The organism is Staphylococcus delphini (assembly GCF_900636325.1).
GTDB classification, from domain to species: domain Bacteria; phylum Bacillota; class Bacilli; order Staphylococcales; family Staphylococcaceae; genus Staphylococcus; species Staphylococcus delphini.
In genome coordinates, this window is the sequence record NZ_LR134263.1 from 2,097,160 (window position 1) to 2,121,213 (window position 24,054).

The following is a 24,054-nucleotide window of genomic DNA, read 5'->3' on the forward strand; positions in this document are numbered from 1 at the left end:
CCTTTAATTCATCAAACTTCTTGTAACCATCTTGTGATACGCAATGCTAAAATTTGTGCTTCTTCCTCATCTATTACATTAAATAAATGCACAAATAAATGTTCTGTTAGTTCTTCACCATATAGTGTATCTTCTATTTGAATCGACCAGTACAAATCTGGAATCGATACGACAATATAATGTTCTTTTTGATTGTGATATAACCAAACTTTAGCTGAATAATTTTCACTATGACTTTCCCTAATCTTCATTTGGACCTCCACCGAATTTTTGATACGCTGCTTCTAACCCGATTAAATCGTCACGATGAGGCACTTTGACGTGACCTGGCATAATTTGATACGGTTCACGTCCTTTAGAGGCAAGGATAACGGTATCACCTGGTTCTGCCACTTCAATCGCATGTCGAATCCCTTCTGCGCGGTCTGTGAATTCCACATAACGATCATGTGTCGCACCTTTCGCAAGTTCGGCCGTCAACATTTTCGGATCATCATTTGCCGGGTTATCCGGTGTGAAAATGACATAATCTGCACGTGAAGCGACACGTCCCATTTCAGGCGTTTTCGTTAAGTCACGTTCTCCAGCCATACCGACTAGGAAAATAAGTTTTTGCTTAACGAACGGTTCAACTGCATCAATCAATTTCGACATACCATCTGCTGTATGCGCATAATCAATAATTAAATCGATTGGCAATGATGGATCAAGTACTTCTAAACGCCCTTCTACCGGTTCTAAATCAGCGACAACTTTTGTGACCGTTTCTAGTGGTGCACCTTTCACCCATACACCTAACATTGCTGCCATTAAGTTCGCAATGTTGAATCGACCGATGTACGGTGAACGCACTGGATATGTACCAAAAGGTGTTACAAAATCAAACGTCACGCCTTGTAAAGATTCATGAATGTTCGTTGCCATGAACTGCGCCTCTTGTTCAATGCCATATGTTAAACTTTCGTATGGCGTAACTGATTTTAAATAAGTAGAAAATGGATCATCTGCGTTAATAATCACGTATTTATCACGACTCAAATCTTGGCCGAGTTGACTAAATAACAACGATTTCGCATGACCATACGCCTCCATTGTGCCATGAAAATCGAGATGATCTTGTGTTAAATTTGAAAAAATCGCAACATCAAATTCAACACCACTCAAACGACCTAAACTCAACCCATGCGAGGACACTTCTAACGTCATCGCTTCAGCCCCTGCTTCTACCGCTTCGTGAATCTTCTTCGTTAAGACCACGGTTTCTGGTGTCGTGTTCACACCTTTTGTCACTGTTTCGTTAATTTGAAAGCCATTCGTACCTAAATACGCACTGCCTTTGCCTAATTTTCGATAAATGTGATGAATCATCGTCGCAATCGATGTCTTACCATTTGTCCCCGTGACACCAATCGTCGTCAGTTGCTTGCTTGGAAATCCATACAAATGATGCACTAAATGACTCGCGACACGTAACGTATCTGGCACGACCACTTGGGTGACGTCACCTTGTAATTCAAGCGCACGATTCACAACAACAATCTGACATCCTTGTTCTACGACGTCTTGCGCAAAACGATGACTATCGACGGTATAGCCTTTTGATGCAACAAAGATACTGCCAGCCTTTGCTTGACGCGAATCTGTCGTAATATCATTCACTTCAATATCTAAACGTCCTATGACCTGTTTAATTAAAATATGATCAAATAATTGTTGTGCATTCACAGACATCTCTCCTTTATATATACACTCATTTATTATACACTTTTTTGCTTGAAATCCTATTAGGAATGGAGACGAGAGACAGAAAATTTTTAGCCTCAATCTATTCATAGGTCGATGATTTATTAATGATTTTAAAACTGTCGGATAATGAGGTTGAATAGGAAAAACTTTGATGTCCCAACCCCAACTGCTTTTTATCAGTCAAATACGATTGAAATTTTAATATAAGGGTATATTGATTTAAATATTATTTTATTCTTTCTTACATCTCAAGACTGAAATATGTAAATCACTATTGTGCCTATCTATGGAGTATATTAAGATAATATAATGAATTTACCGTAAAATATGGGTAGCGTATACACATTTTCTCATCTTTTACAACGAGGTGTACAGTCAAAATGATTTTAACATTGTTTTCGTTTTGTAAGAAATGCCTTTAACTTTTCACAAGACGTACAAATTGCGGTACACTAGCATAGAACCAGTTAAAGTCTCAATATCTCGGAGGGTGGCTTTCATGATCACTGAAAAGAAAAAAATATTGATTATCACCGGTTCATTCGGCAATGGCCATATTCAAGTGACGAACAGTATTGTTGAACAGTTGAATCAAATGAATCTTGACAATCTGACAGTCATACAACGTGATTTGTTTCTCGAAGCACATCCGATTATGACAACGATTACTAAAAAGTGGTACATCAATAGTTTTAAGTATTTCCGCCGTATGTATAAAGCATTTTATTATAGTCGCCCTGATCAATTAGATAAGTGCTTCTATAAATATTACGGTTTAAATAAATTACTCAACTTACTATTAAAAGAAAAACCAGATTTGATTTTGGTAACTTTCCCGACACCAGTCATGTCTGTATTGACTGAGCAGTTTAATATGAACATTCCAATTGCGACGGTCATGACGGATTATCGTATGCACAAAAACTGGATTACACCGAATTCTGAGCGCTATTATTTAGCCACACAAGATTTGAAGCAAGAATTTGAAGCAGTGGGCATTCCAAGTGATCGTATTAAAGTAACGGGTATCCCTATTTCTGAACAATTTGAAGAGCCGATTGATCGCGCAGCTTGGTTACGTCAACATCACCTTGATCCCGAAGCGCAAACCATTTTAATGTCGGCGGGTGCGTTTGGTGTGTCTAAAGGATTTGACGAAATGATTCAACGTATCCTTGATGAAAGTCAGAATGCACAAGTCGTCATGATATGTGGTCACAGCAAAGAACTGAAACGTCAATTGTCTACTGCGTTTAAAGACAATCCTAACGTGCTTATTTTAGGTTATACGACCCATATGAATGAATGGATGGCGGCAAGTCATTTAATGATTACGAAACCGGGTGGCATTACCATTTCAGAAGCGTTAATCCGAAAAATACCAATGATTTTCTTGAATCCTGCGCCAGGTCAAGAATTAGAAAATGCGCTCTATTTTGAACAAAAAGGCTTCGGGAAAATTGCGAACACACCGACAGAGGCGATTGATATTGTAACGCATTTAACACGTCACTCAAATGAAATCGACCAAATGATACACAATATGAGTGAAGCGCGTCAACCGCATGCGACGAAACGTTTATGCCAAGACTTGTTAGACTTACTTTACAACGCTTCAACATTCGAAACTGTATATGGAAAGGTGCCTTTATATGCAAAACTACTCGTCAAATAAGATGGCTATGCGGAATTTCTATATCCTATTAGTCATTTTATTTCTGATGGAATTTGCAAGAGGAATGTATGTATTAAGTTATTTACCTTTATTACCGACAGCAACGACCATTGCCGTTAGTATTACTTCAATTGCAATTTCCATACATTTTATCGCTGACTCAATAACAAACTTTTTCGTTGGCTTTGTGTTGAAACGTTTTGGCGCTAAAGTTGTACTCACTTCAGGATTTTTTCTCGCTTTAGTGAGTCTCTTTTTAATTATTTGGATGCCGACCTCGCCGATGATTCTTATTTTAAGTGCTGTCATGCTCGGTGTTGCTGTCTGTCCAATATGGGTTATCATGCTCGCCAGTGTAGATGAAAGAAAACGTGGCACTCAGATGGGTTACGTTTATTTTGCATGGCTTGCAGGAATGTTAGCCGGTATGATTGGAATGAACCTAATTTTCAAAGCACATCCGACACATTTTAACTTTTTGATGGCCCTTTGTGTAGCGATTGCTTTTGTGCTTTATTATTTTGTTAAAGTGAAGTTAACAGATTATAATACGAAAAATGTGAAACAACAGCTTAGACAAATTGTGAGTGTGTCACAGCGTCACCTTGTGCTCTTTCCTGGGATTTTACTGCAAGGGATTGCGATCAGTGCGCTCATTCCTGTCCTGCCTCAATATGCTGTGGATATCGTCGGTGTCAGTACCGTTGAATATACGGTAGCGATTGTGATTGGCGGTATTGGTTGTACGATTTCAATGCTGTTTTTATCAAAAATGATTGATGCCTATTCTACACGCTTTATGTATAGTGTCATTTTTGCCGGTTTTATCATTTATGGCTTATCAATTTTCGCATTAACATTGATTCAGCAAATTGTCATCGTTTGGATTATCGCGTTATTTATCGGCTTGCTGTACGGTTTACTTTTACCGACATGGAATACATTTATGGCACAATTTATCCATCCGAGTGAACAAGAAGAAACTTGGGGTGTAATCAATAGTATCCAGGGCTTTGGTGCCATGCTTGGACCATTATTCGGCGGTCCAATCTCTCAAATTATGGGCAGCCCTATTTTTACATTTTATTTCGCGGCACTCCTTATCTTTTTCTTAGCTCTATTTTATGGCGTATATTTCGTCAAACAACGACGGGTTTATTAAAATATAATTAAATATATTTGAAAAGCGAGGTTACGGTCATCACATGCTTAAACCTCGCTTTTCAATTTTTTCTTATTTCTATTGGACATAAAAAAACCGTACCAAAAAAGTACGGTAAAAAATTAATTTAATGTTATAAGTTCATTTTTATCTAACGCTATAATATTGGGCTGCTTTAAATCTTTAACAAACGCTTTTTCATCATTCATATCTTCATCTAAAATAAATGTCAAATTTTCTTTATTAATCATGGCGTGCATGGCAAAAGAACGAATACTGTACATGGCTTGATTTGATTTATTTATGATTTTAAATCCGATATTTTGCCCACTTTCATCTACAACCATGAAATCAAATGTTATGTTATCTTTCTTATTTTTGCCAATGACTCTATATGATTTTCTTACTTTCGCAAATCTTTGTTTAAGATAAGTCGTGATATATTCTTTCTTTTCATCTTCTGTCATTTTTTTATCTTCATTCATTGAAGTATGCAATATATACCGCGTCGTATCTTCAATGAACTTTTCGACTTGTTTTAAATCATTAAATGTTTGAGCTTCGATACTCGTGAATTTGAAATTATTCACATAATTGAAGGTAAAGTCAGATAACTCTCCTTTAAAATTCAATACGCTCTCTTTAATAGAATTTAACAATAATTTAGTGAATTTCGGATTAAGTTCGTCATCAAATGTAAAAAGTTTATTTATTTTTGGCATAATATTAAAGTGATTCTTATGATAAGAAGTTCCATCTACCTGAAAGACAACTGCAACAGCTATATTTGAAATCAATAAAACATCAGGATAATAATTTAAACTTGCGTATTTTACTTTATACATATTGCTCACCTCACTAAATATTGCTTAATTTCTTTAATTATATCATCATATTCTTCAATGTTTCTTGTTAAGTATTTCTTTAGATTCTCGATATCATTCTTTTCAAAACGGCTTAGAAGTATTTGAGGTACGTTTAACCTCCACTTTATTCAAATCATATAGCCATTTAAATAAAAACATGTATTCCATTTAGCTATAAACAAGATTTTTGGTAAAAGTGACGAAAATTTTCAAAACTGGTCATAACCACTCATGACAAGCTGAAATGCCTTAAAATTAAGTAAACGCTTACATTAACACCCCCATAATTCATTGATTCCCTTTAAAATTGGTCATATTGTCAATACGTACCATTAGTGCTATTTTTAAATTAAATAGAGAAAGGAGAGATTGGATGGATACACAACAACAACCGAATATCATCCTCATTTGTGTGGATCAACTGCGCTTTGACACGTTAGGTCATCATCACCACCCTGTCGTTTCAACACCTCATTTGGATATGTTGGCATCTCAAGGTTATCATTTTAATCAAATGTATACTGCCGTGCCAAGTTGTATCGCAAGTCGTGCAGCATTGATGACAGGATTGACACAAGCGAATCATGGTCGTGTCGGTTATGAAGACAATGTGGACTGGGCTTATGATCAATTTATGGCAGATAGTTTTAGAAATGCAGGGTATCAAACAGAAGCAGTGGGCAAGTTGCACGTAACACCTGAACGAAAACGTATTGGCTTTGATCATGTGATGTTGCATGATGGTTATCTTCACGAAGCACGTAAATACACCGCACCGTATGGTCAAAATTTTGAATATGCTGACGATTATTTAATGTGGTTGAAAGAACAGTTAGGCCATCGCGCAGATTTAATGGACGATGGTATCGAACCGAATTCATGGGTCGCACGTCCGTGGATGTATGAGGAACAGTATCATCCAACAAATTGGGTTGTACATGAAGGCATTCGTTTTTTACAAAGAAGAGACCCCGAAAAACCATTTTTCTTAAACCTTTCATTTACACGCCCTCACCCACCGCTCAATCCGCCCCAATACTATTTTGATATGTATATGAATAAAATAGATGAATTTCCGGAGATTGAGATTGGTGATTGGAAAGATATAGAGGAACCGTTACCTTTTAGTATTACAGCTAAAAAAGGACATTATCATAAAGACGAACTCGATCGGATGCGTGCAGGCTATTATGGCAATATCACACATATCGATCACCAAATCGGTCGCTTCCTGATCGCGCTGAATGAACAACGTATCGCCAAAAATACCATTATTTTATTTGTATCTGACCATGGCGATCAATTAGGTGAACACAATTTATTCAGAAAAGCGTATCCGTATCAAGGAAGTATCCATATTCCGATGATGATTTATGATAAAGGCAACTTATTAAAAGGGAAGCATCACGATTTACATCAAATTGCTGAATTAAGAGATATTTATCCAACTTTATTAGATTTGGCCAATATCGACATTCCAACAAACATTGATGGTGTGAGCTTAAAACCTGCCCTTTACGACGATACTTTTGTGACACGCGACTATCTACATGGTGAACACAGTTTCGGTAAAGATTCGAACCAATTTATCATGAATGATACGTGGAAATATACATGGTATCCGGTAAGAGGCATCGAACAATTGTTTCATTATCAAAATGATCCACATGAAAAGCATAACTTAATTCATGAAGCTGAACATCAAGCGATTAAAAATGAATTGAAGCAACAATTGATTAAAGCATTGACAGGGAGAGAAGAAGGTTTTGTGAAAGATGGTGAACTTCAGATTTTATCTGAAACAAAACCTACACTCAATCATTTACAAGCACGAAACAAATCTGCACAGCGTCAGCGTCAATAATCAAATCAATATGACACTGCTTTATTCTAAAGCTATATGTGATGCGCATATAGCTTTAGTTTAAATAAATTATGTAAGCGTTAACATAAAGGGAGTTGAAAATTATGGATATTCTATGGTGGCAAATTTTACTTTTAACAATTTATGCAGGTGTCCAAATCCTAGATAACTTATCATTTGGATTTTTAGCACAACCTGTTATGGCCGGCCTTATCAGTGGTCTCGTTATGGGTGATGTCACTACAGGCCTTATCATCGGGGGCGGTATGCAATTAACCATCCTCGGTGTAGGGACATTCGGTGGTGCGTCTCATATCGACGCCAACTCAGGGACTGTTTTATCTGTTGCCTTTTCGGTAGCGATTGGGATGAACCCAGAACAAGCCCTAGCAACATTAGGTGTACCAGTAGCGAGCTTAATGATTCAAACAGACATCTTAGCACGTTTCACAAACACATTCTTTGCGCATCGTATTGATAGCAAAATTGAAAAAATGGACTACAGAGGCATTGAGCGTAACTACTTATATGGTGCCATTCCTTGGTCGTTATCACGTGCGGTTCCTGTATTCTTAGCTTTAACTTTCGGTAGCAATATCGTTAAACCGGTCGTGAATTACTTGAACACAGACTTAAAATGGTTAGGTGATGGCTTAACATTGGCAGGTGCTCTTTTACCAGCTGTTGGTTTCGCAATCTTATTAAAATACTTACCATTAAAACGTCATTACCCATACTTTATTCTTGGTTTCGTCATTACTGCATTATTCGTTACGATTTTTGGTGGTTTAACAACATTAGGGACTTCAGTTGCTGGGTTAGACAAAAACTTTACAGCTGCAATGGGTCCACTTCCAATGCTTGCAGTTGCTTTAATCGGTTTCAGTTTAGCAGCAATGGCTTACCAACGTAGCACGCAAACAGCACCAAGATATGCGGGTCAACAACGTCAACAGTCAAATGTAGATGATGAGGGGGAAATAGAAGATGACGAACTCTAAAACAAAAAATTCAAAAGAACCTTTAGCATTAAACAATCCGTTTGAAGATCCAACATTAACAGGAAGACCCCCTAAAGAGCCGTATAAACTCACGAAGAAAGACTTTCGTCAAATCAACTTGCGGAGTTTATTCTTCTTCCAATGGGGCTGGAACTACGAACGTATGCAAGGCTCTGGGTACTTATTTACAATTTTACCGCAATTGCGCAAAATGTATGGCGATAACTCACCTGAATTAAAAGAAATGATGCGTACACATGCGCAATTCTTCAATACAAGTAACTACTTTAATACGATTGTGACAGGTATCGATATCGCAATGGAAGAAAATGAAGGACTTAAAGCAAAAGAATCTGTGAAAGGGATTAAAGTTGGTTTGATGGGACCATTCGCGGCAGTTGGGGATGCCATTTTCGGTTCATTAATTCCAACGATCTTCGGTGCCATCGCAGCTAACATGGCCGCAGACGGTAACCCATTTGGTATTTTACTTTGGTTCTTCGCAGTCTTATTCATTATCGGCTTCAGATGGAAACAATTACCATTCGCTTATAAAGAAGGGATTTCACTCGTTACAACAATGCAACACCGTTTAGAATCATTGACAAACGCAGCAACATTAATGGGTGTTTTCATGGTTGGTGCGCTTGTTGCGACAATGATTCGTGTGAAATTTGCATTTGCACCAACACTTGGCGACGTGACAATCAATTTCAGTAAAAATGCTGACATGATTTTACCACGTCTTGTGCCATTAGCAGTAGTATTCGCTGTATATTGGTTATTAGGTCGTAAAAATATGAACTCAACACGTGCGATCTTCATCGTGATTATCGTAGCGATTCTTTTCTCAAGCTTAGGCATTTTACAAAAATTATAAAAATGAAAATAAAATCCCGTTACATTCGCTCAGCTGGGCAAACGTAGCGGGATTTTTTTGATGATAAGTTGTTGCTCGTAGGTTACTCCACTACTAATCTTAGTATGTTTGATTTAATTATGATTTAACATATTTCATTGCTATATCATTTTTAGGATCTTTTTCAAGTACTTTATTTGCAACCATTTTAATATTCTCTTTGGTAATCATATCAAAATCTGGTTCATCTAGAATTTCTAAAAATTCATTTAACAGATTTTGATCTTTAAATTGTGAGATTTCTAGTGATTGCCAATAGTGATAATAAGCTAAATCATAAGCACTATCCACATAATTAAAGTGAAAATGATAGATGCTTGCGACCATTTCATGATATTCAATCGTGTTAATTTGATTAGCAAGGTTTGATAAATAAAATGCTAATTTTTCGTCTGAAATATCGTTTGACATAAAGTATGTTAAAACATTCTCTATATCTTTGTTTTCTAACATTTTTTGTAATTCAGTTGGCAATAAATTTAATATAATGTTAGTACTCTTCATTTATTTGACCCACCCATTCGGTACATATATTACCGTTTTACGTGCATAGGTTACAACTACAGTCCTACCACTCATGGTAAGTGTTTTTGATATGCTTTTTTCTTATATCTGCTTTGATTTCCATGCCTCATAACATGTGACATTACTTTAGAAACATCACTCCAACTGTTTTTAGTTACTTTGCTCCAATTATGTTTACTAGCAAGAATGTGTTTTCTTTTATTTGCACCTAAATTTGCTATTGGAGGTAAAACTTTACTAGGCTTTAGTTTTAATAGCGTTTTGAGTTGCTTTCTTTCCATATTTTTTTAAAGCCTATTTCAGACCATATCTAGCTACAGCTGCTAATATGATTAATGGCCATACAGATGATTTAGCTTCAATTGAGTTGTATTTTGTTACTTCCCCAGTATCTTTATCGATAAATGTAGCTTCATATTCTTCATTTTCAAGTTGATCTATTAAAATATTATACTGCTTATTTATTGATTACTATTTTCGTCAATATAATTACCCTTAACGCCCACTGTATCAGTATCCAAATCATATTGAATATTTGCTTTTAAATCAATATCTTCTTTAGATAATGCAATTACTGGATCTGTATCGTTATTTGTTTTATCAATAATTTCTACTTCATTGGGATTTTGTAAATTACTTTTATGTAAATCTTCTTGTGTGATTTCGTTGTTAGATGTTTCACTTGCATTAATATTTCCAGTACAAAGTAAAGATTGAAGGTTATAGGTTTACGACGTACAGAATACTATCTCAATCTAACAACCTCCGATCAAAAATCGAGTTAAGAGGTGATTTATAATTTAGACAATAAAAAATGTAGAAAAACAGCATTTTCATTCCGCCATTTTTCTACATTTTATAACCGCCATTTACACCTCACTGTAGCAAAAAACTGTGAAGAAATTTATGAAGAATTGCTTTCTCTACGTTTTTTAAATATTATAATTGAAATCATAATTAAAAAAGAAAACATTGTAATGATAGATACAGTAGAGCCATATTCCCCACCAGTAATAGTTATATACGGACTATGGTAGACATACTCTATTAAACTTTGACTATGTCTTTCGGTTGTAATATCGAATAACTGTGTTGAATCAAAGAGGAAATGAACTGTAATTGATGCCCATATTGTACGATAATATATAGAAATCAATCCATAAAAAATCCCAGCAATAAAAATTCCAGTGATAACTAAAAATAAAGTTTTAAGATTATCAACCCCATTCATAAGGTGAACAGCACCGAATAAAAATGATGTTATAATCAAACTGAAATTAATATTAGTTTTCTTTTCGATATAACCCATTAAAAATCCTCTAAAAAAAAGTTCTTCTGAAATAGCCGTAGTTAAAGAAGTTATAAGAATAACTATTGTTAACAAAAATAAGTTTCCATTATTAAATTCCCATTTGCCGTTTGTTAGTATATTAAATAGTAAATACATAAGTCCTATACCTACAAGACTTATCAGAAACCACTCTACTTTAAGATAAGGTGCTGTGATTCGATAATCATTCAAATCAGCTTTGAATCCTTTTTTAATCCATAAAATAAAAATTATGGAAGTTAATACTAAAATTAATACATGAAAAGCCACATATCCTACATCACCCATACCTATAAAATTAAATAAACCGATGAGAGGTGAAAGAGCATTTATTAAAGTCATTACAATTAGAGCAATTAAACAAGTTATCAAGGTTTTAAAAGTGCTTCTCAAACTCATCACGCTTTCTAAAAAAGTAAATAAAGGTAATGCACTTTAAAATTCATAAATCATCAATAAAAACTATAAAAAAATTATTATAAATAATAAATAAGTTATGACATATATTAATATAAACTATGGATCTATGTCAAGAATCCAAAAAAAGAGAATTTTACCGTGCTTCGCTTGCTAGTCTAGCCCGTAATGGGACTGAGTCATAATTCCTGCCCTCTTCGCTAAAAGCCCTGATTAGATGTCAAAGACATTTAATCAGGGCTTTTTTAGGTATTATAAAAAAGCACTTACCGTATCATTATTGATAACCACAAAAATAATAGAAAAGGAGATATTATGGAGTCATAAGAATTGTAACATGTCTCACCTTACAATTCCAATAGAAACTGATGTCAATCGCGGTTTAAAAATGACGTATGTTTAAACTTTTTTCGCTTTTATAATCTTTAAGTCGGTATGAATCACCTGTAATTTTAAATATTTTTGAAGGATGAATCAGTCTATTAATAATGGCTGCTGACGTTATCTTATTACTAAATGAATCCTCAACTAGAAAAGGGGATATTCGTCGTTATGATTATGGATCTTATTTCATATCTTAGTGACATTAAATCATAGAGGAGATCTGCCTGTTCTTTGAAGATGGGGGTATAGCCTATCTCATTAATGATAAGGAGTTCGATTCTGTTTAATTGTTTTAAAGTTTTATTTATTATTCATTTTCTCTATTTATTATTTAATATTTAAATTAATTATTTAAAGTATAGAATCTCGTTTTGATATTTTGTTTACAAACTTCTACACCTAGCGATATTGCCAGATGGGTCTTACCGACACCACTATTACCTAAGAAACATATATTGATACTCTTCTCTAGAAAATGCTTGGATTTTAATGTGAGTACTTCTTGTTTATTAATACTTGGTTGAAACGTGAAATCAAAGTCACTTAAATGTTTAATATTAGGGAAACGTGCTAACTTAATAGCATGTTTAAATTTTGTGCGCCCGACGTGGGTAACACTTAGACGGTGAAAGTCTGTTACAGACTTGGTAGTAGGAACTGTTAGCGAAAGACAAGGGTGTCCACCGCGAAGTGGAATCTGAGGGAAGTCCGGGCGCAAACACTCGCACCGACGAATATAAACATCATACTAATGCTATATAGAATGGATGAATCTACCAAACAAGATGAAGCCCGATACTACCCGAGTTCTATATAGTAAATGATGCGGTGACGTTAGTGGTAAGGGATTACACCTTACCCGGGGAGGTCTCATCAGTGGTATTCTCTACCGTAGTAACAACGAATGATGAGAAGTCAGCAGAAGTTATAGTAGGGAAAATGTACCGAAGGACTAAACAATATTCAGTACAAAGTAAAGATTGAAGGTTATAGGTTTACGACGTACAGAATACGGTCTTAACCGGCAACTTATGGAAAAATAAGTAGTGGAATGAAAAAGGATACATAAGTGTGTACAGTAAATCTTAGATGAAATGAAAGAAATGTATCGTAAGTCTCCATCATTGATGGATCTTGTTGTAAGACCTGACAACATAGAAAAAGCTATCAAGAAGGTTAAGAAAAACAAAGGTGTTCCTGGAATTGACGGCATGAAAGTCAGCGAACTCCATGCTCACTTTGAGCAGTACTTTTCGCAGATAACGAAAAAACTGCTTGATGGTTCATATCAACCTCAAGCAGTTCGAAAAGTTCAAATCCCCAAACCAAATGGGAAAATGCGTGTGCTTGGTATTCCTGTCGCTAGAGACAGAGTAATACAACAAGCGATTAGACAAGTGATTGAACCTGGCATCGACCGAACATTTTCAAATCACAGCCATGGCTTCAGACCTAATCGTAGCACAGGCACAGCACTTAAGCAATGTGCCACTTACTACGAAGAAGGTTATAAAATAGCCGTAGATTGTGATTTGAAACAGTGCTTTGACATGTTGAACCATGATAAGCTCATGTATCTGTTCGAACGCCATGTTCAAGACAAGTCAATTTCCACATTTATCCGTAGAAGCTTACAAGTGGCTGCCATTGACCTATCTGGCGAAGTCGCAGAAAGAAAGATAGGTGCACCACAAGGGGGCGTTATCTCTCCCTTACTATGTAATATTTATCTACATGAACTGGATAAAGAACTCGAAAAGTGTGGACACCGTTTTGTACGATATGCAGATGACTTTGTCATCTTTGTACGCACAAAACGTGCAGGTGAACGCGTCATGACGAGTGTAACGAAATTCATTGAAAAACAACTGAAGTTGGTTGTCAATGAAGAGAAAAGTAGAGTCGGAGCAGTCACACGTTTAAAGTTCTTGAATTGTCTAATAACCAAGGTCAATGGGTTTATCGTTTCAGACCGACTACGGAAGCAAAAAGAAATTTAATACGCATCTTAAGGAAAATAACGAAACGAAATAGACCCGGTACCTTTAAAGAGATTATCACTGAAATTAATCAAGTGACGCGAGGTTAGATAAATTATTTTGGTAGAGGTTTTATCAGAGGATTTATTGAAACCACGCAATCTTGGTTAAACCGTCGACTTAGACAACTCATTCTTAAACGGTGGAAAAGAGTAAAAACTAAATATAAGATGTTACGCCAATATGGTCTTGACCATATTAGTGCGATGAGAATCGCACAGTCACGTAAGAAATGCTGGCGATTATCGAACACGCATGAGGTTCATCGTGCACTTACAAAAAAGCAACTCTACAAGTGGGGCTGATACCTTTAACCCAGCTTGCAGAGTCGGATTACGCAAGATATTGAATCGCCGAGTACGGAACGGTATGCTCGGTGGTATGAGAGGACGAATAGTCAATTAATGGCTATTCTCCTACTCGATAAAGGAACTGAAGGTCTATGTCCCAGCCCCGTCCGTTTCTTAGTCTAGCATCACTAGTACTCAAGATTTTTAAATTTGAATATACTAATTATATAGAAAATTAATGCATAGATAAAGAATATAAAAAATATTAATGTTAAGATATTGTCGAAGTTAGAATTTGTAAGTTTTTCTTGGTATCCATTTGGGAAAATAAATTTTAGAGTACTTAAAAACGGTGCAATTGAACTTATAATAAAGAAAAATAACACCCCTAAAATAGTGTAACCATTAGGTAAACTGATCGAAAGTAGTATTGCTAATAAAATACATAATATTTGGATAAAAAATGTACCTAAAAATTCAATAATAACAAATTCTAAGTCACTCTTACTATCAGGGAATAACTTATGAGAAGACAATGATGTATTATTAATATGAAAATAATATAATATCAAAGAACTAATTATTAGAACTATTATAAATAATATGTATAGAAAAAGTAATGAAAGCAACTTACTGTTAAAAAGTTTCGTCCTTTGAAGGTCTTTATAAAAGTAGAGTTGTCCTGTTTCTTTTTCAGTGTGGAAATTCAGTCCTATAATATATGTTAGTACAACCAAGGGAATAACAGCATTATTTTGAATAACGAACACAGAAGAAAAAAACTCCATAAAGCTAAGAGACCCTTTTTCGCCACTTAGTTGCATAAAGTTAGTATTGAAAAAAGATACTATAAAAAGAATTAACGGGAATAAGCCAAATAGTAAATATAGCCAAGAGCTTCTCATTTTGAGTAAATTAAAAAATATAGGTTTGAATTTCACCATATTATTCATCCTCTTCTTTAAATTTATTATGTATAAAGTTGTTTTTGTCTGTTATACTTAATATTTTATATTCTTTTAATAAATCAGAAAGCAATTCATTAAAAATATTATCTTTATCATATATTTCTATAATAGAATTATTTCTTGTTAATGAAATTCTATCGTTATATTTTTTTTGATATTCTTCTGAGAAATTAAAAGGTCTATCAAGCTTTATGATAGTAGCATTGTAATCATCAGCTGTAAAGTCATCTTTTAGTTTTCCGTTTTCTATAAAAATGAAACGATTACAGATTTCTTCTAATTCACTTAGTTGGTGGCTTGAAATTATAATAGCGGTATCTTGATTTAGAACCCATTTTTTTAGAGTCATAATTAATTTATCAACTCCATTAGGGTCTAATCCTACAAAAGGTTCATCTAATATTAGGATTTTCGGATTTGTCACTAAACAAAGTGCTAAGGAAAGTCTTTGTTTCATCCCAAAAGAAAAATTTTTAGGGTTCTCATAACGTCTTTCCCACAAATCAACCAATTCTAGGATGGGTTTTATATTTTTATAATGATCTGGTTTTCCATTTAAGTTAATGAAATATTTTAAATGATCTAATGCATTTAAGTGATTAAATAGTGAGCTTTCAATCATAAATCCAATATCTTTCAAAGAATTAGGTGAATTTAATATATTTTTTTTATTGAAAAAAATCTCGCCACTAGTAGGTTTTATTGCTTTAGCTATAAGTTTCATTAATGTTGTTTTTCCAGCACCATTTTTACCTATTAAACCAACTATTTCCCCCTTTTTGATTGTAAAATTAACGTTTTCTAACGAATATTTATGATTTTTTTTGAATTTTTTACTTAATTTTTTGATTTCTAACATCGGAACGCTCCTTTCTAAAAAACAAACTGACTAAAAATAGAGATATAAAGTTTAATAAAAACACAAATATTAATTGTTCAATATTTGCTAAGCCAGGATTTATTTCAATAGATATGTCTCCTGTCCTTTGTTGATTACTGTTAATGAAACTTTCGAAGTCAGGGCGTGAAATAAAATAAACACTGAAAACAAAATAGCAAATTGTCGAAATCAATGATATCAGTAAATTGGACTTTAAACTTCTAGTACTTTTAAAGACAAAATTGATTATATTATTGCTAATTACAGGGAAAATATATGAAATCAAAATAAAAATAAACAGTGACATCTTAGTATTTATTAATATACCTATAAAGAATATTAAAGCGTTGATTAAGAAAAGATAAAAATATTTTTTATTCACGATAAAAATCTCCTACATTGAAATTTTTGTTATAATTAGATTGTATAACCAGTGCACGACTATGGATTCTTGCAAACCTATTTTCTCTCTTATAATATATAAAATTACACTAGTAGGTAATTTTATCAATAGATTTTCGATAAAATTACCATTTAAATGTAATAGTAAAGAAAAAATTAAAGATCCTATTATAATAGATTTGAACTTAGAAAATTTAGTTAGTAGTAAGCTAAAAAAAAGGCCCCTAAATAAATATTCTTCACATGTGGCTACCACAAAAGGATGTATTATTTCTTCCATCTTTACAGAGTAAAACAAAGAAACAACAAAAATTAGAATTATATACATAAGGAATTTGTATATATTAATTAATCTTATTGGGCTAGTATTAAAGCCGATTAATCTTTTCAAAATAACTGTAGGAATAAAGATAAAACCTACCACCATAGTTATTCCTAAAATAATAATATACAAATTATTGATTTTAGTATGAGGTGATAATATGACAAATAAACTTCCTAAGTTAAGAACAAAAGAAGATAGTATAGTAAGTGATAAACACAAAAGAACAACTTCTATTTTTGAATAATTATTATCTTTTAATATGTACATAGTATCCTCACTTTACAGTAATAAAGGCCGACTCATAAGAGACGACCTTTTATTATTACCATTGGTGTTTTTTACCTTTGTAAGTGTATTTAACAATTCCCAAATTTACCTCATTTAAACCAAACAATTTCAATAAAGCATCCATAGCAATACCTGCTCTCAAAAAGTTATAATAAAAAAGTACAATTAAAGTATACCCATACACAATACTCTTTGTCAATACAAAAAATTGTGTTTTTTAAATATTTAAAAATCGCATATAAAACAGAGTGCTTTTGTTGTAATCTGATGTAGTCAAGTTTACAATTATTGCTATTTTAAACTAAAGATATGTCACGAATACTATTCATGATGAAAAAAGAAGTTAACAGTTGAAATTACGAGTTTATTTAAGCAAGAATAGTGCATCGTCTATAAAAACTATAAATTGTCCTTCAAAGGCACATGGCCATATGTGAACTTTGGAGGGCTTTTAGGTGCGCCTGACATGGGTAACACCTTGACGGTGAAAGGCCGTTACAGACTTGGTAGGAGGAACTGTTAGCGAAAGACAAGGGTGTCCACTGCGAAGTGGAATCTGAAAGAAGTCGGACGCAAACACTCGCACCGACGAATAGAAATATCATTCTAAGGATATATGGAATGGATGAATATTGAGTTAATAGATGTTTCACTTGCATTAATATTTCCAGTTTCAATCAGTCCAGTTACAGAAGTAATAGTTAGTATTAGAGATAATAATAGAATAAAGTTTTTTAAGGTTTAATTTTTCATTTGTAATCTCCATTTGAGGTTTTTCATTCGCTTGATATCTATTGTTAATTACATTTTATATTTATACGAACATCTTTTGTAAGAAGCCTTTCTTACGCTGTTTAAGTAAGTCAATTTTTTGACTATGTCGTTTAATTAACTGATCGATTTTGGTGAAATAACGACTTATCTTTTCTCTCTCACTTGCACTTGGTATAGATACTTCAACATTTCTAACTTCGCTTCCTGAAATAGATTCAAATGTACTACCCTGAGATAACTTTTGCCATTTACTTTGAAGGTTAAAATATTCTAGATGGTAATAAATAAACTTATCTCCTTCTATTGAGCAGACACCCCGGCCTATACATGCTTCAAATTGAGCTATCCCTACTTCTCCTACTGGCGCTCTTACAGTTAGCAATATATCTCCGTCTTTCACTAATTTTGTAGTTTCTTTCGTATATATTCTAGGATAAATATTACCTTTATATAAATCTGCATTTCCTTGTACTAAAACAGGATAGCTATGATCATCTGTATAATTAATACTTTTGGGACTTTGCCCCATTGTCACTTTGTATACTTCCCCTAACTTATGCTCCTCCCACTCCGGATACTCTTCTCCATTGTCATCTTTAAACCGAAGTTCTTGTGAGAAAATCTTTTGCATATAGCCTTTTTTCTGTTCTACCAACAAAGCTAATTTTTCTTCCTCTAACTCAATTTGACGGTCAAGTTTACTGAAGAACTCGCCAATTTTTTGTTGTTCATTTATTCCAGTAAATTTTAACTTCAATTTTTTTAATATTTCTTGGTTTACGTTATATCTAGTACTTCCACCAGAAGAGGCACTAATCATATTTCTGATTTTAGAAGTATTTAGCAGATTTTTAATAAACATTGGGTCATAGTTAGCTACTTTTTTTCCTCTAATAACAAATCCACCATAGAGAGCAAACGTATTATCTAAATAGACATTACTTGTTCCTACCTCTTCTCTTGTTTCTGAGCTCCTTAAAAATAATAGATCACCATATTCCACCTTGTTCCGGTGTTCAACTTCTTTAGATACAGCTACTTTCCCAATTATTTCATTATAAGTTATATAATTTTTATTTAGAATATCTAACACATTTATAAATTTACGTCCATGACCATATTGTTCTTTTTTAGCATTAATTCCATTACTAAAAGTACATAATTCTCCCAACTTCTTCTCTTCCCACTCACTTTCAAACTCAGGAAATCGTAACTCTGGGACATTTCTCTTTAAATCAGTCATGCTGCACCACTCCCAGTTCTTTCAAATAGTTGTTGATTTCTTCTTCAACTTGGGCGATGTCGTTGTCGATGCCGGCGAGGTCTTGTTGGACTTGGTCGAGGTCTATCGGTGCTTCCTCTTCAAACGTGTCAACGTATCTCGGAATGTTGAGATTGTAATCATTCTCTTCTATTTCTTGTAATGTTGCGGCATAACTGTATTTATCAATGGTGTCTCTGTTTTTGTATGTGTTCATGATTTTTTCAACGTGTTCGTCTGTCAGGTGGTTTTGATTTTTACCTTTTTCGAATGCGTTGGAAGCATCAATAAATAACACGTCTTGGTCGGCTTTACGACATTTTTTGAAGACTAAAATACATGTCGGAATGCTTGTGCCGTAAAAAATGTTCGCCGGTAAGCCGATGACCGCATCTAAAGTGTTTTTCTCTTTAATGAGATATTTTCGAATAACACCTTCTGCGGCACCACGGAATAGGACGCCATGTGGTAATACGACTGCCATTGTGCCTTCATCATCTAAATAATGGACCATATGTTGAATAAAAGCAAAGTCGGCTTTCGATTTCGGTGCGAGTTTGCCGTAACCACTGAAACGATCGTCATCATTGAATTTACTGTCTGCGGACCATTTCGCACTGTACGGTGGATTGGCAACCACGGCGTCGAATTTCTCACCTAAAAAGGCTGGATTTTCCAACGTATCATCGTTTTGAATGTCGAAGTTTTCATAACGCACATTGTGTAACAACATGTTCATGCGTGCTAAGTTGTACGTCGTATTGTTACGTTCTTGCCCATAGTAACGGTACACTTTCGTTTCTTTACCAACACGCAACAATAATGAACCAGAGCCACATGTTGGGTCGTATACATTTCTCAATTTATCTTTTCCTAATGTGACGATTTGCGCTAAAATTTTCGACACTTGTTGCGGGGTATAGAATTCGCCCGCTTTTTTACCTGCATTTGCCGCAAAACGTCCGATTAAAAATTCGTACGCATCCCCTAACATGTCAATTTCCATATCGCTATGAACAAATGGCAAGTCCGCTAAGTTCACCATCACTTTACTTAATAACGCTGTACGATCTTTCACTGTATTACCGAGACGTGTTGAACTTAAATCCATATCACTGAACAATCCGATAAAGTCTTCTTCACTGTCTTGACCGAGTGTCGACGTTTCAACTTTACGAATCGCTTGTGCTAAATGTTCGATATCGAAGCGTTGGTTTTCAATTTCTTTCACCATGGTGCTAAATAAATCTTGTGGCTCGATGTAGTAGCCCACTGTGTCTAACAATTCCGCTTTCAAATCTTCTTGGTATTCAGGGTCTGCCCAAGCTTCTTCATATGTTTGATCTTCGCCTGATAATGCATCCGCCACTTCTGCCTCTGCTTTTTCGGACAAGAAGCGATAAAAAATCAAACCTAAAATATAATTACGGAACTCGCTCGCATCCATGTTCCCTCTTAAATCATTCGCAATAGACCACAATTTTTTATGTAATTCAGCTTGTTGTTGACGCTGTTTTTCTGTAATTGACATTGTCCTTCCTCCATTTAACGCACTTATCATTTATTATAGTATATAATCCGTTAGCCGTGATACATTTGACGATTTTTCACACCAATAAAAATCCCCTTACTACTGCCATTAGTAAGGGGATTGGTGCATAAATGCAGATGTTTTTGTTACCTTTATTGTACCTTATAGTTTGACAGAAGGCAACAGGTGGCTGAATAATTTTGTACATCACACGCACCTTAAAAATGACTGAGCTTAATTAACATAACACATTGATTCGTTAAAAAACTTTGGTCATCGTGCAGTCATGTCATAAATGAGACATAAATTTGAAATCATGAGGCATGATGTTCAATCACTTAAGCCTCATCACAGCGTCTTATAATGAAAAAGTAGCGATTTCTTCCCATTCTTTTACATCTTCTTTAAAACGCATTAATGATAATGTATCAATCGTTTCCTTATGATCAATGCCTGCTAAATGCACTTGACCATAAATATCTTCAAACTCTTGGCTTGTTAAACCTTGTGCAATCGTAAAGTGTGGTACAAATGCGTGTTCTGATTTACCGTAAAAATCTTCGCCATCAAAGCGGTTGAATAAATCTTCTAATGCTGCATTTTTCTCAACTTTAAAATAAATAACGTTTGTAATAGGTGCAAAGTTTGATGCTTTTGATACGTAAACCTCTGCTTGTTGTGCCCCTTCTAAACGCTTTTCTATTTCAGCTTTAACTTGATCAAGGTCTTTTTCATCAATTTCAAAATTACTTTTAATCGTAATATGAGGTTGAATCATTGTGTAGTGCTTATCATAACGTTTACGATAAGCGTTGACCTCGCTTTGGAAATCTTTTGACGGAATTAACGCTAATCCTAAAATCATTTGAATTCCTCCTTTGTATTCGCTTACTTTTATTATAGCAAATTTTCTTATAACGAGTTACCTAAAAAGTATGTTAACATTTTTGGCAATGCTTTCTGCCAAGTTTTCCAATTGTGTCCACCCTGTAATTCTTCGTAGTAAAAGGTCATTTGTTTCGATTCAAATAAATCTTTCAATGTACGATTGGGTGTTAAGAAATCGGCACGTTCACCACTTGTCGGCAATTTGAAATCAATCTCTTCTTCACCTACTGCATGCCAAATGTTTAATTCAGATTTAAACTGACAACGTTCGAATATCATTTTCACAATGTCATCATAATGTGGACTTAATAAGCCGACTTGACTCATGACACGTGGATAAGATAGTGCAGTTAACAGTGCAATACTCCCGGCCAAACTATCACCTAGTAAAATTCTTGCGTGACCGACCTTATATGTCGCAAAATTTCGATCAATCCAAGGAAAGATTTCATTGGCAACCGCTTGAACCGTTTGTGCAGCCTTTTCCCCTTCTGGATGGAACTCCATTCGACGCATCTTCACATCTTGATAATGCAGTCCGACGATGATGGCCCGTTCGACTTCCCCATTTTTTCTTAATTTTTCATATACACGATGAAGTTGACCATAACTTAGAAAGTCACGACCATCAAAACAAAAAATTACTTTCGATTTATATAAATCAGAATAATCTTTCGGCAAATAGACTGATAATGTAATTTCTCGCTCTAAGTAGTCGCTTTGTAGATGTGTGACCGTTACTTCACCTGGATTAAATGTAGTCATAAAAAGCGCCTCCTCATACGAATTAATCTCATTGTATCAGGAGACGCGTGTTGTGTTCATCTATAAAGCTTGATTTGACGCTTTTTTGTCTAATTTGTGACGTTACGGTTGAATATCTTCTTCTTTCAAACGTTTTGGATAATCTTCTAACCAGAACGTAGCAGTTGGAATCTCTTTAGGATCTGGACGGTAAATCGCGGTTTTACCTGTCCCTTTTTCTTTCTTCTGACGTTCAAAGTCTTTTAATGCATGCATGGCAGGTTTGTGTAAAATCCAAATTGCGATGATGTTTAACCACGCCATCAACCCTACACCTAAATCCCCCATAGCCCATGCGATATCCGCCGTTTTTACCGCACCGTATGCAGTCGCTGCGATTAAGACGAGACGTGTCACATTACGCCATAAGTGTGTTTGATTTTTAGCAATTCGGTTCGTTAAGAAACTCACATTTGTTTCTGCAATATAGTAGTACGCTAAAATTGTTGTAAAAGCAAAGAAGAATAACGCAATCGCAATAAAGTATGAACCAAATCCTGAGAAAGCTGGATCAAAATGGTAGCTTGAACCTTGTAATGCCTTATCAATCCCTGCTTGTGCGTACATCGCTGTGCCTGAATAATCTTTCGTGCCATCTGCGTTTTGGACAAAAATTTCTCCATTTTTCAATAAACCAGGCATACCATTCGCACCAACAGTACCATCTGTCGTATTGTATGTACCAGAAATTAAAATAATGAGTGCTGTTGCTGTACAAACGAATAATGTATCCACGTAAACTGAAAACGCTTGAACGAGACCTTGTTTCGCAGGATGTGACACTTCTGCTGCTGCCGCTGCGTGAGGGCCTGTACCTTGACCTGCTTCGTTTGAATATAGACCACGTTTTACACCAATCTCAATCATTGCACCGATAATACCACCGAATGCCGCTTCCATACCAAACGCTGATTTGAAGATAAGCGCAAATAATGCTGGCACTTCTTGAATATTAAGTACGATAATGACAATCGCCATTAAAATATAAATAATCGCCATAAACGGAACAACTGCCGTCGCTACTTTCGCAATCCATTTTACGCCACCAAAAATAATGAGCGCTAAAACGACTACAAGCACGACTGCTATCACCCACGCAGGAATACCGAACGCATTATGCATTGAACTTGCAATCGCATTCGACTGAACACCTGGCAACAATAGACCCACTGAAATAATCGTCACAATCGCGAAGACTAAACCGTAAACTTTCCCAAATTTACCTTTAATCCCTTTTTCAATATAGTACGCTGGACCACCACGGTATTCACCGTCTTCTTCTTGCTTATAAATTTGACCTAATGCTGACTCGATAAATGCTGTCCCTGCGCCTAAAAATGCAGTAGCCCACATCCAAAAAACTGCACCAGGACCCCCGATGAAAATCGCAGTAGACACCCCAACGATATTCCCTGTACCTACACGACCTGCTAATGATAGCGCAATAGCCTGAAAACTAGAAATCCCAGTTGGTGACTTTTCGCCTTGAAACATGAGACGAATCATTTCTTTAAAGTGACGGACCTGTAAAAATCGACTCATTAAACTAAATGCGACTCCCGTTAGTAAAAGACCATACACTAATGGCTTACTCCAAACAATATCGTTGAGCCATCCCACAATCGTTTCTAACATAAGCATTCCCCCTTCTTCCTATATGTCCATTTTCAAAAATTTTCTGATAAATCTGATATAAGTATACACAGTTAAAAAAT

General features: G+C 35.0%; 20 protein-coding genes and 3 pseudogenes. 6 read left to right on the plus strand and 17 right to left on the minus strand.

From position 1 onward, the window contains the following. Positions 1-11: 11 nt before the first annotated feature. Positions 12-251 carry a YueH family protein gene (locus EL101_RS09840; RefSeq protein WP_015728912.1) on the minus strand — a complete coding sequence of 80 codons (240 nt, stop codon included), beginning with the start codon at positions 249-251 and terminating at the stop codon, positions 12-14. Then, positions 241-1,725 (minus strand): UDP-N-acetylmuramoyl-L-alanyl-D-glutamate--L-lysine ligase, encoded by a 1,485-nt coding sequence (locus EL101_RS09845; RefSeq protein ID WP_096598295.1) that lies wholly within the window; start codon positions 1,723-1,725, stop codon positions 241-243. Before EL101_RS09845 ends, EL101_RS09840 begins: the two co-directional genes overlap by 11 nt. A 520-nt stretch (positions 1,726-2,245) precedes the next feature. Between EL101_RS09845 and EL101_RS09850 the strand changes: the two genes are divergently transcribed. After that, positions 2,246-3,421, plus strand: coding sequence for a diglucosyl diacylglycerol synthase (locus EL101_RS09850; RefSeq protein WP_096598297.1), 1,176 nt, complete (start codon positions 2,246-2,248; stop codon positions 3,419-3,421). Continuing rightward, positions 3,399-4,583: a lipoteichoic acid biosynthesis MFS flippase LtaA gene (gene ltaA / locus EL101_RS09855; protein ID WP_170141207.1), complete on the plus strand. Its 1,185-nt coding sequence runs from the start codon at positions 3,399-3,401 to the stop codon at positions 4,581-4,583. The genes EL101_RS09850 and ltaA overlap by 23 nt, the downstream gene beginning before the upstream one ends. Before the next feature lie 122 nt (positions 4,584-4,705). Here ltaA and EL101_RS09860 read toward each other — a convergent pair whose 3' ends face one another. After that, a complete protein-coding gene (locus EL101_RS09860) occupies positions 4,706-5,428 on the minus strand; it encodes a hypothetical protein (protein WP_096598301.1) in 723 nt (240 codons plus the stop codon). A gap of 394 nt (positions 5,429-5,822) precedes the next feature. On the opposite strand from EL101_RS09860, the gene EL101_RS09865 reads away from it, so the two are divergent. From EL101_RS09865 to EL101_RS09875, 3 genes are all read left to right on the plus strand, one after another. After that, entirely contained in the window at positions 5,823-7,313 is a 1,491-nt protein-coding gene (locus EL101_RS09865; RefSeq protein WP_096598302.1) for an arylsulfatase, read from the plus strand. Positions 7,314-7,417: 104 nt separating this feature from the next. Beyond that, positions 7,418-8,314 carry a PTS mannose/fructose/sorbose/N-acetylgalactosamine transporter subunit IIC gene (locus EL101_RS09870; protein ID WP_096542708.1) on the plus strand — a complete coding sequence of 299 codons (897 nt, stop codon included), beginning with the start codon at positions 7,418-7,420 and terminating at the stop codon, positions 8,312-8,314. Continuing rightward, on the plus strand, positions 8,301-9,194 hold the full coding sequence (locus tag EL101_RS09875; RefSeq protein WP_096598304.1) for a PTS system mannose/fructose/sorbose family transporter subunit IID: 894 nt from the start codon (positions 8,301-8,303) through the stop codon (positions 9,192-9,194). Before EL101_RS09870 ends, EL101_RS09875 begins: the two co-directional genes overlap by 14 nt. 117 nt (positions 9,195-9,311) lie before the next feature. Here the strand turns inward: EL101_RS09875 and EL101_RS09880 are convergent, their stop codons facing one another. The 5 genes and pseudogenes from EL101_RS09880 to EL101_RS13715 form a co-directional block, all read right to left on the minus strand. Then, the gene (locus EL101_RS09880; protein WP_096598306.1) at positions 9,312-9,737 is read right to left on the minus strand and encodes a hypothetical protein; all 426 of its coding nucleotides are present in this window, start codon (positions 9,735-9,737) and stop codon (positions 9,312-9,314) included. Then, a pseudogene (locus EL101_RS09885) lies at positions 9,738-10,459 on the minus strand (SAR2788 family putative toxin); the annotation flags it as partial. Between the two features lie 203 nt (positions 10,460-10,662). Continuing rightward, positions 10,663-11,487: a CPBP family intramembrane glutamic endopeptidase gene (locus EL101_RS09890; RefSeq protein ID WP_096598307.1), complete on the minus strand. Its 825-nt coding sequence runs from the start codon at positions 11,485-11,487 to the stop codon at positions 10,663-10,665. Between the two features lie 542 nt (positions 11,488-12,029). Continuing rightward, positions 12,030-12,200 carry an ATP-binding protein gene (locus EL101_RS13710; protein ID WP_308446753.1) on the minus strand — a complete coding sequence of 57 codons (171 nt, stop codon included), beginning with the start codon at positions 12,198-12,200 and terminating at the stop codon, positions 12,030-12,032. Positions 12,201-12,232: 32 nt separating this feature from the next. Beyond that, positions 12,233-12,607, minus strand: a complete 375-nt coding sequence (locus EL101_RS13715) for an ATP-binding protein (RefSeq protein WP_258026460.1) — start codon at positions 12,605-12,607, stop codon at positions 12,233-12,235. Between the two features lie 385 nt (positions 12,608-12,992). Between EL101_RS13715 and ltrA the strand changes: the two are divergent. Beyond that, positions 12,993-14,277 (plus strand): annotated as a pseudogene (gene ltrA / locus EL101_RS09900) (group II intron reverse transcriptase/maturase). Positions 14,278-15,163: 886 nt separating this feature from the next. Here ltrA and EL101_RS09910 read toward each other — a convergent pair. The 9 genes and pseudogenes from EL101_RS09910 to EL101_RS09955 form a co-directional block, all read right to left on the minus strand. Further along, entirely contained in the window at positions 15,164-16,045 is an 882-nt protein-coding gene (locus tag EL101_RS09910; RefSeq protein WP_096598309.1) for an ABC transporter ATP-binding protein, read from the minus strand. After that, positions 16,020-16,448, minus strand: a complete 429-nt coding sequence (locus EL101_RS13375; protein WP_096543547.1) for an Msa family membrane protein — start codon at positions 16,446-16,448, stop codon at positions 16,020-16,022. The genes EL101_RS09910 and EL101_RS13375 overlap by 26 nt, the downstream gene beginning before the upstream one ends. Positions 16,449-16,460: 12 nt before the next feature. After that, positions 16,461-17,060, minus strand: a complete 600-nt coding sequence (locus EL101_RS13720) for a CPBP family intramembrane glutamic endopeptidase (protein WP_096598311.1) — start codon at positions 17,058-17,060, stop codon at positions 16,461-16,463. A gap of 651 nt (positions 17,061-17,711) precedes the next feature. Next, positions 17,712-17,807 (minus strand): annotated as a pseudogene (locus tag EL101_RS13560) (SAR2788 family putative toxin); the annotation flags it as partial. 88 nt (positions 17,808-17,895) lie between these two features. After that, positions 17,896-19,098 (minus strand): restriction endonuclease subunit S, encoded by a 1,203-nt coding sequence (locus EL101_RS09935; protein ID WP_096598313.1) that lies wholly within the window; start codon positions 19,096-19,098, stop codon positions 17,896-17,898. After that, positions 19,091-20,647, minus strand: a complete 1,557-nt coding sequence (locus EL101_RS09940) for a type I restriction-modification system subunit M (RefSeq protein ID WP_126489884.1) — start codon at positions 20,645-20,647, stop codon at positions 19,091-19,093. The genes EL101_RS09935 and EL101_RS09940 overlap by 8 nt, the downstream gene beginning before the upstream one ends. Before the next feature lie 358 nt (positions 20,648-21,005). After that, positions 21,006-21,512 carry a 2'-5' RNA ligase family protein gene (locus EL101_RS09945; RefSeq protein WP_096596547.1) on the minus strand — a complete coding sequence of 169 codons (507 nt, stop codon included), beginning with the start codon at positions 21,510-21,512 and terminating at the stop codon, positions 21,006-21,008. 47 nt (positions 21,513-21,559) lie between these two features. Continuing rightward, complete coding sequence (locus EL101_RS09950) at positions 21,560-22,300, minus strand: esterase family protein (RefSeq protein WP_096595825.1); 741 nt, start codon at positions 22,298-22,300, stop codon at positions 21,560-21,562. 102 nt (positions 22,301-22,402) lie between these two features. After that, complete coding sequence (locus tag EL101_RS09955; RefSeq protein ID WP_096596546.1) at positions 22,403-23,974, minus strand: alanine/glycine:cation symporter family protein; 1,572 nt, start codon at positions 23,972-23,974, stop codon at positions 22,403-22,405. Positions 23,975-24,054: the final 80 nt, after the last annotated feature.

Excerpts from the sequence above, each read along its gene's own strand:
- EL101_RS09940 (WP_126489884.1), bottom strand. The coding sequence starts at position 20,647 with ATGTCAATTACAGAAAAACAGCGTCAACAACAAGCTGAATTACATAAA.
- EL101_RS09865 (WP_096598302.1), top strand. The coding sequence starts at position 5,823 with ATGGATACACAACAACAACCGAATATCATCCTCATTTGTGTGGATCAA.
- EL101_RS09860 (WP_096598301.1), bottom strand. The coding sequence starts at position 5,428 with ATGTATAAAGTAAAATACGCAAGTTTAAATTATTATCCTGATGTTTTA.
- EL101_RS09875 (WP_096598304.1), top strand. The coding sequence starts at position 8,301 with ATGACGAACTCTAAAACAAAAAATTCAAAAGAACCTTTAGCATTAAAC.
- EL101_RS09935 (WP_096598313.1), bottom strand. The coding sequence starts at position 19,098 with ATGACTGATTTAAAGAGAAATGTCCCAGAGTTACGATTTCCTGAGTTT.
- EL101_RS09880 (WP_096598306.1), bottom strand. The coding sequence starts at position 9,737 with ATGAAGAGTACTAACATTATATTAAATTTATTGCCAACTGAATTACAA.
- EL101_RS09950 (WP_096595825.1), bottom strand. The coding sequence starts at position 22,300 with ATGACTACATTTAATCCAGGTGAAGTAACGGTCACACATCTACAAAGC.
- EL101_RS09870 (WP_096542708.1), top strand. The coding sequence starts at position 7,418 with ATGGATATTCTATGGTGGCAAATTTTACTTTTAACAATTTATGCAGGT.
- EL101_RS13720 (WP_096598311.1), bottom strand. The coding sequence starts at position 17,060 with ATGTACATATTAAAAGATAATAATTATTCAAAAATAGAAGTTGTTCTT.
- EL101_RS09840 (WP_015728912.1), bottom strand. The coding sequence starts at position 251 with ATGAAGATTAGGGAAAGTCATAGTGAAAATTATTCAGCTAAAGTTTGG.
- EL101_RS09945 (WP_096596547.1), bottom strand. The coding sequence starts at position 21,512 with ATGATTTTAGGATTAGCGTTAATTCCGTCAAAAGATTTCCAAAGCGAG.
- EL101_RS09955 (WP_096596546.1), bottom strand. The coding sequence starts at position 23,974 with ATGTTAGAAACGATTGTGGGATGGCTCAACGATATTGTTTGGAGTAAG.
- EL101_RS09910 (WP_096598309.1), bottom strand. The coding sequence starts at position 16,045 with ATGTTAGAAATCAAAAAATTAAGTAAAAAATTCAAAAAAAATCATAAA.
- EL101_RS09850 (WP_096598297.1), top strand. The coding sequence starts at position 2,246 with ATGATCACTGAAAAGAAAAAAATATTGATTATCACCGGTTCATTCGGC.
- EL101_RS09890 (WP_096598307.1), bottom strand. The coding sequence starts at position 11,487 with ATGAGTTTGAGAAGCACTTTTAAAACCTTGATAACTTGTTTAATTGCT.
- ltaA (WP_170141207.1), top strand. The coding sequence starts at position 3,399 with ATGCAAAACTACTCGTCAAATAAGATGGCTATGCGGAATTTCTATATC.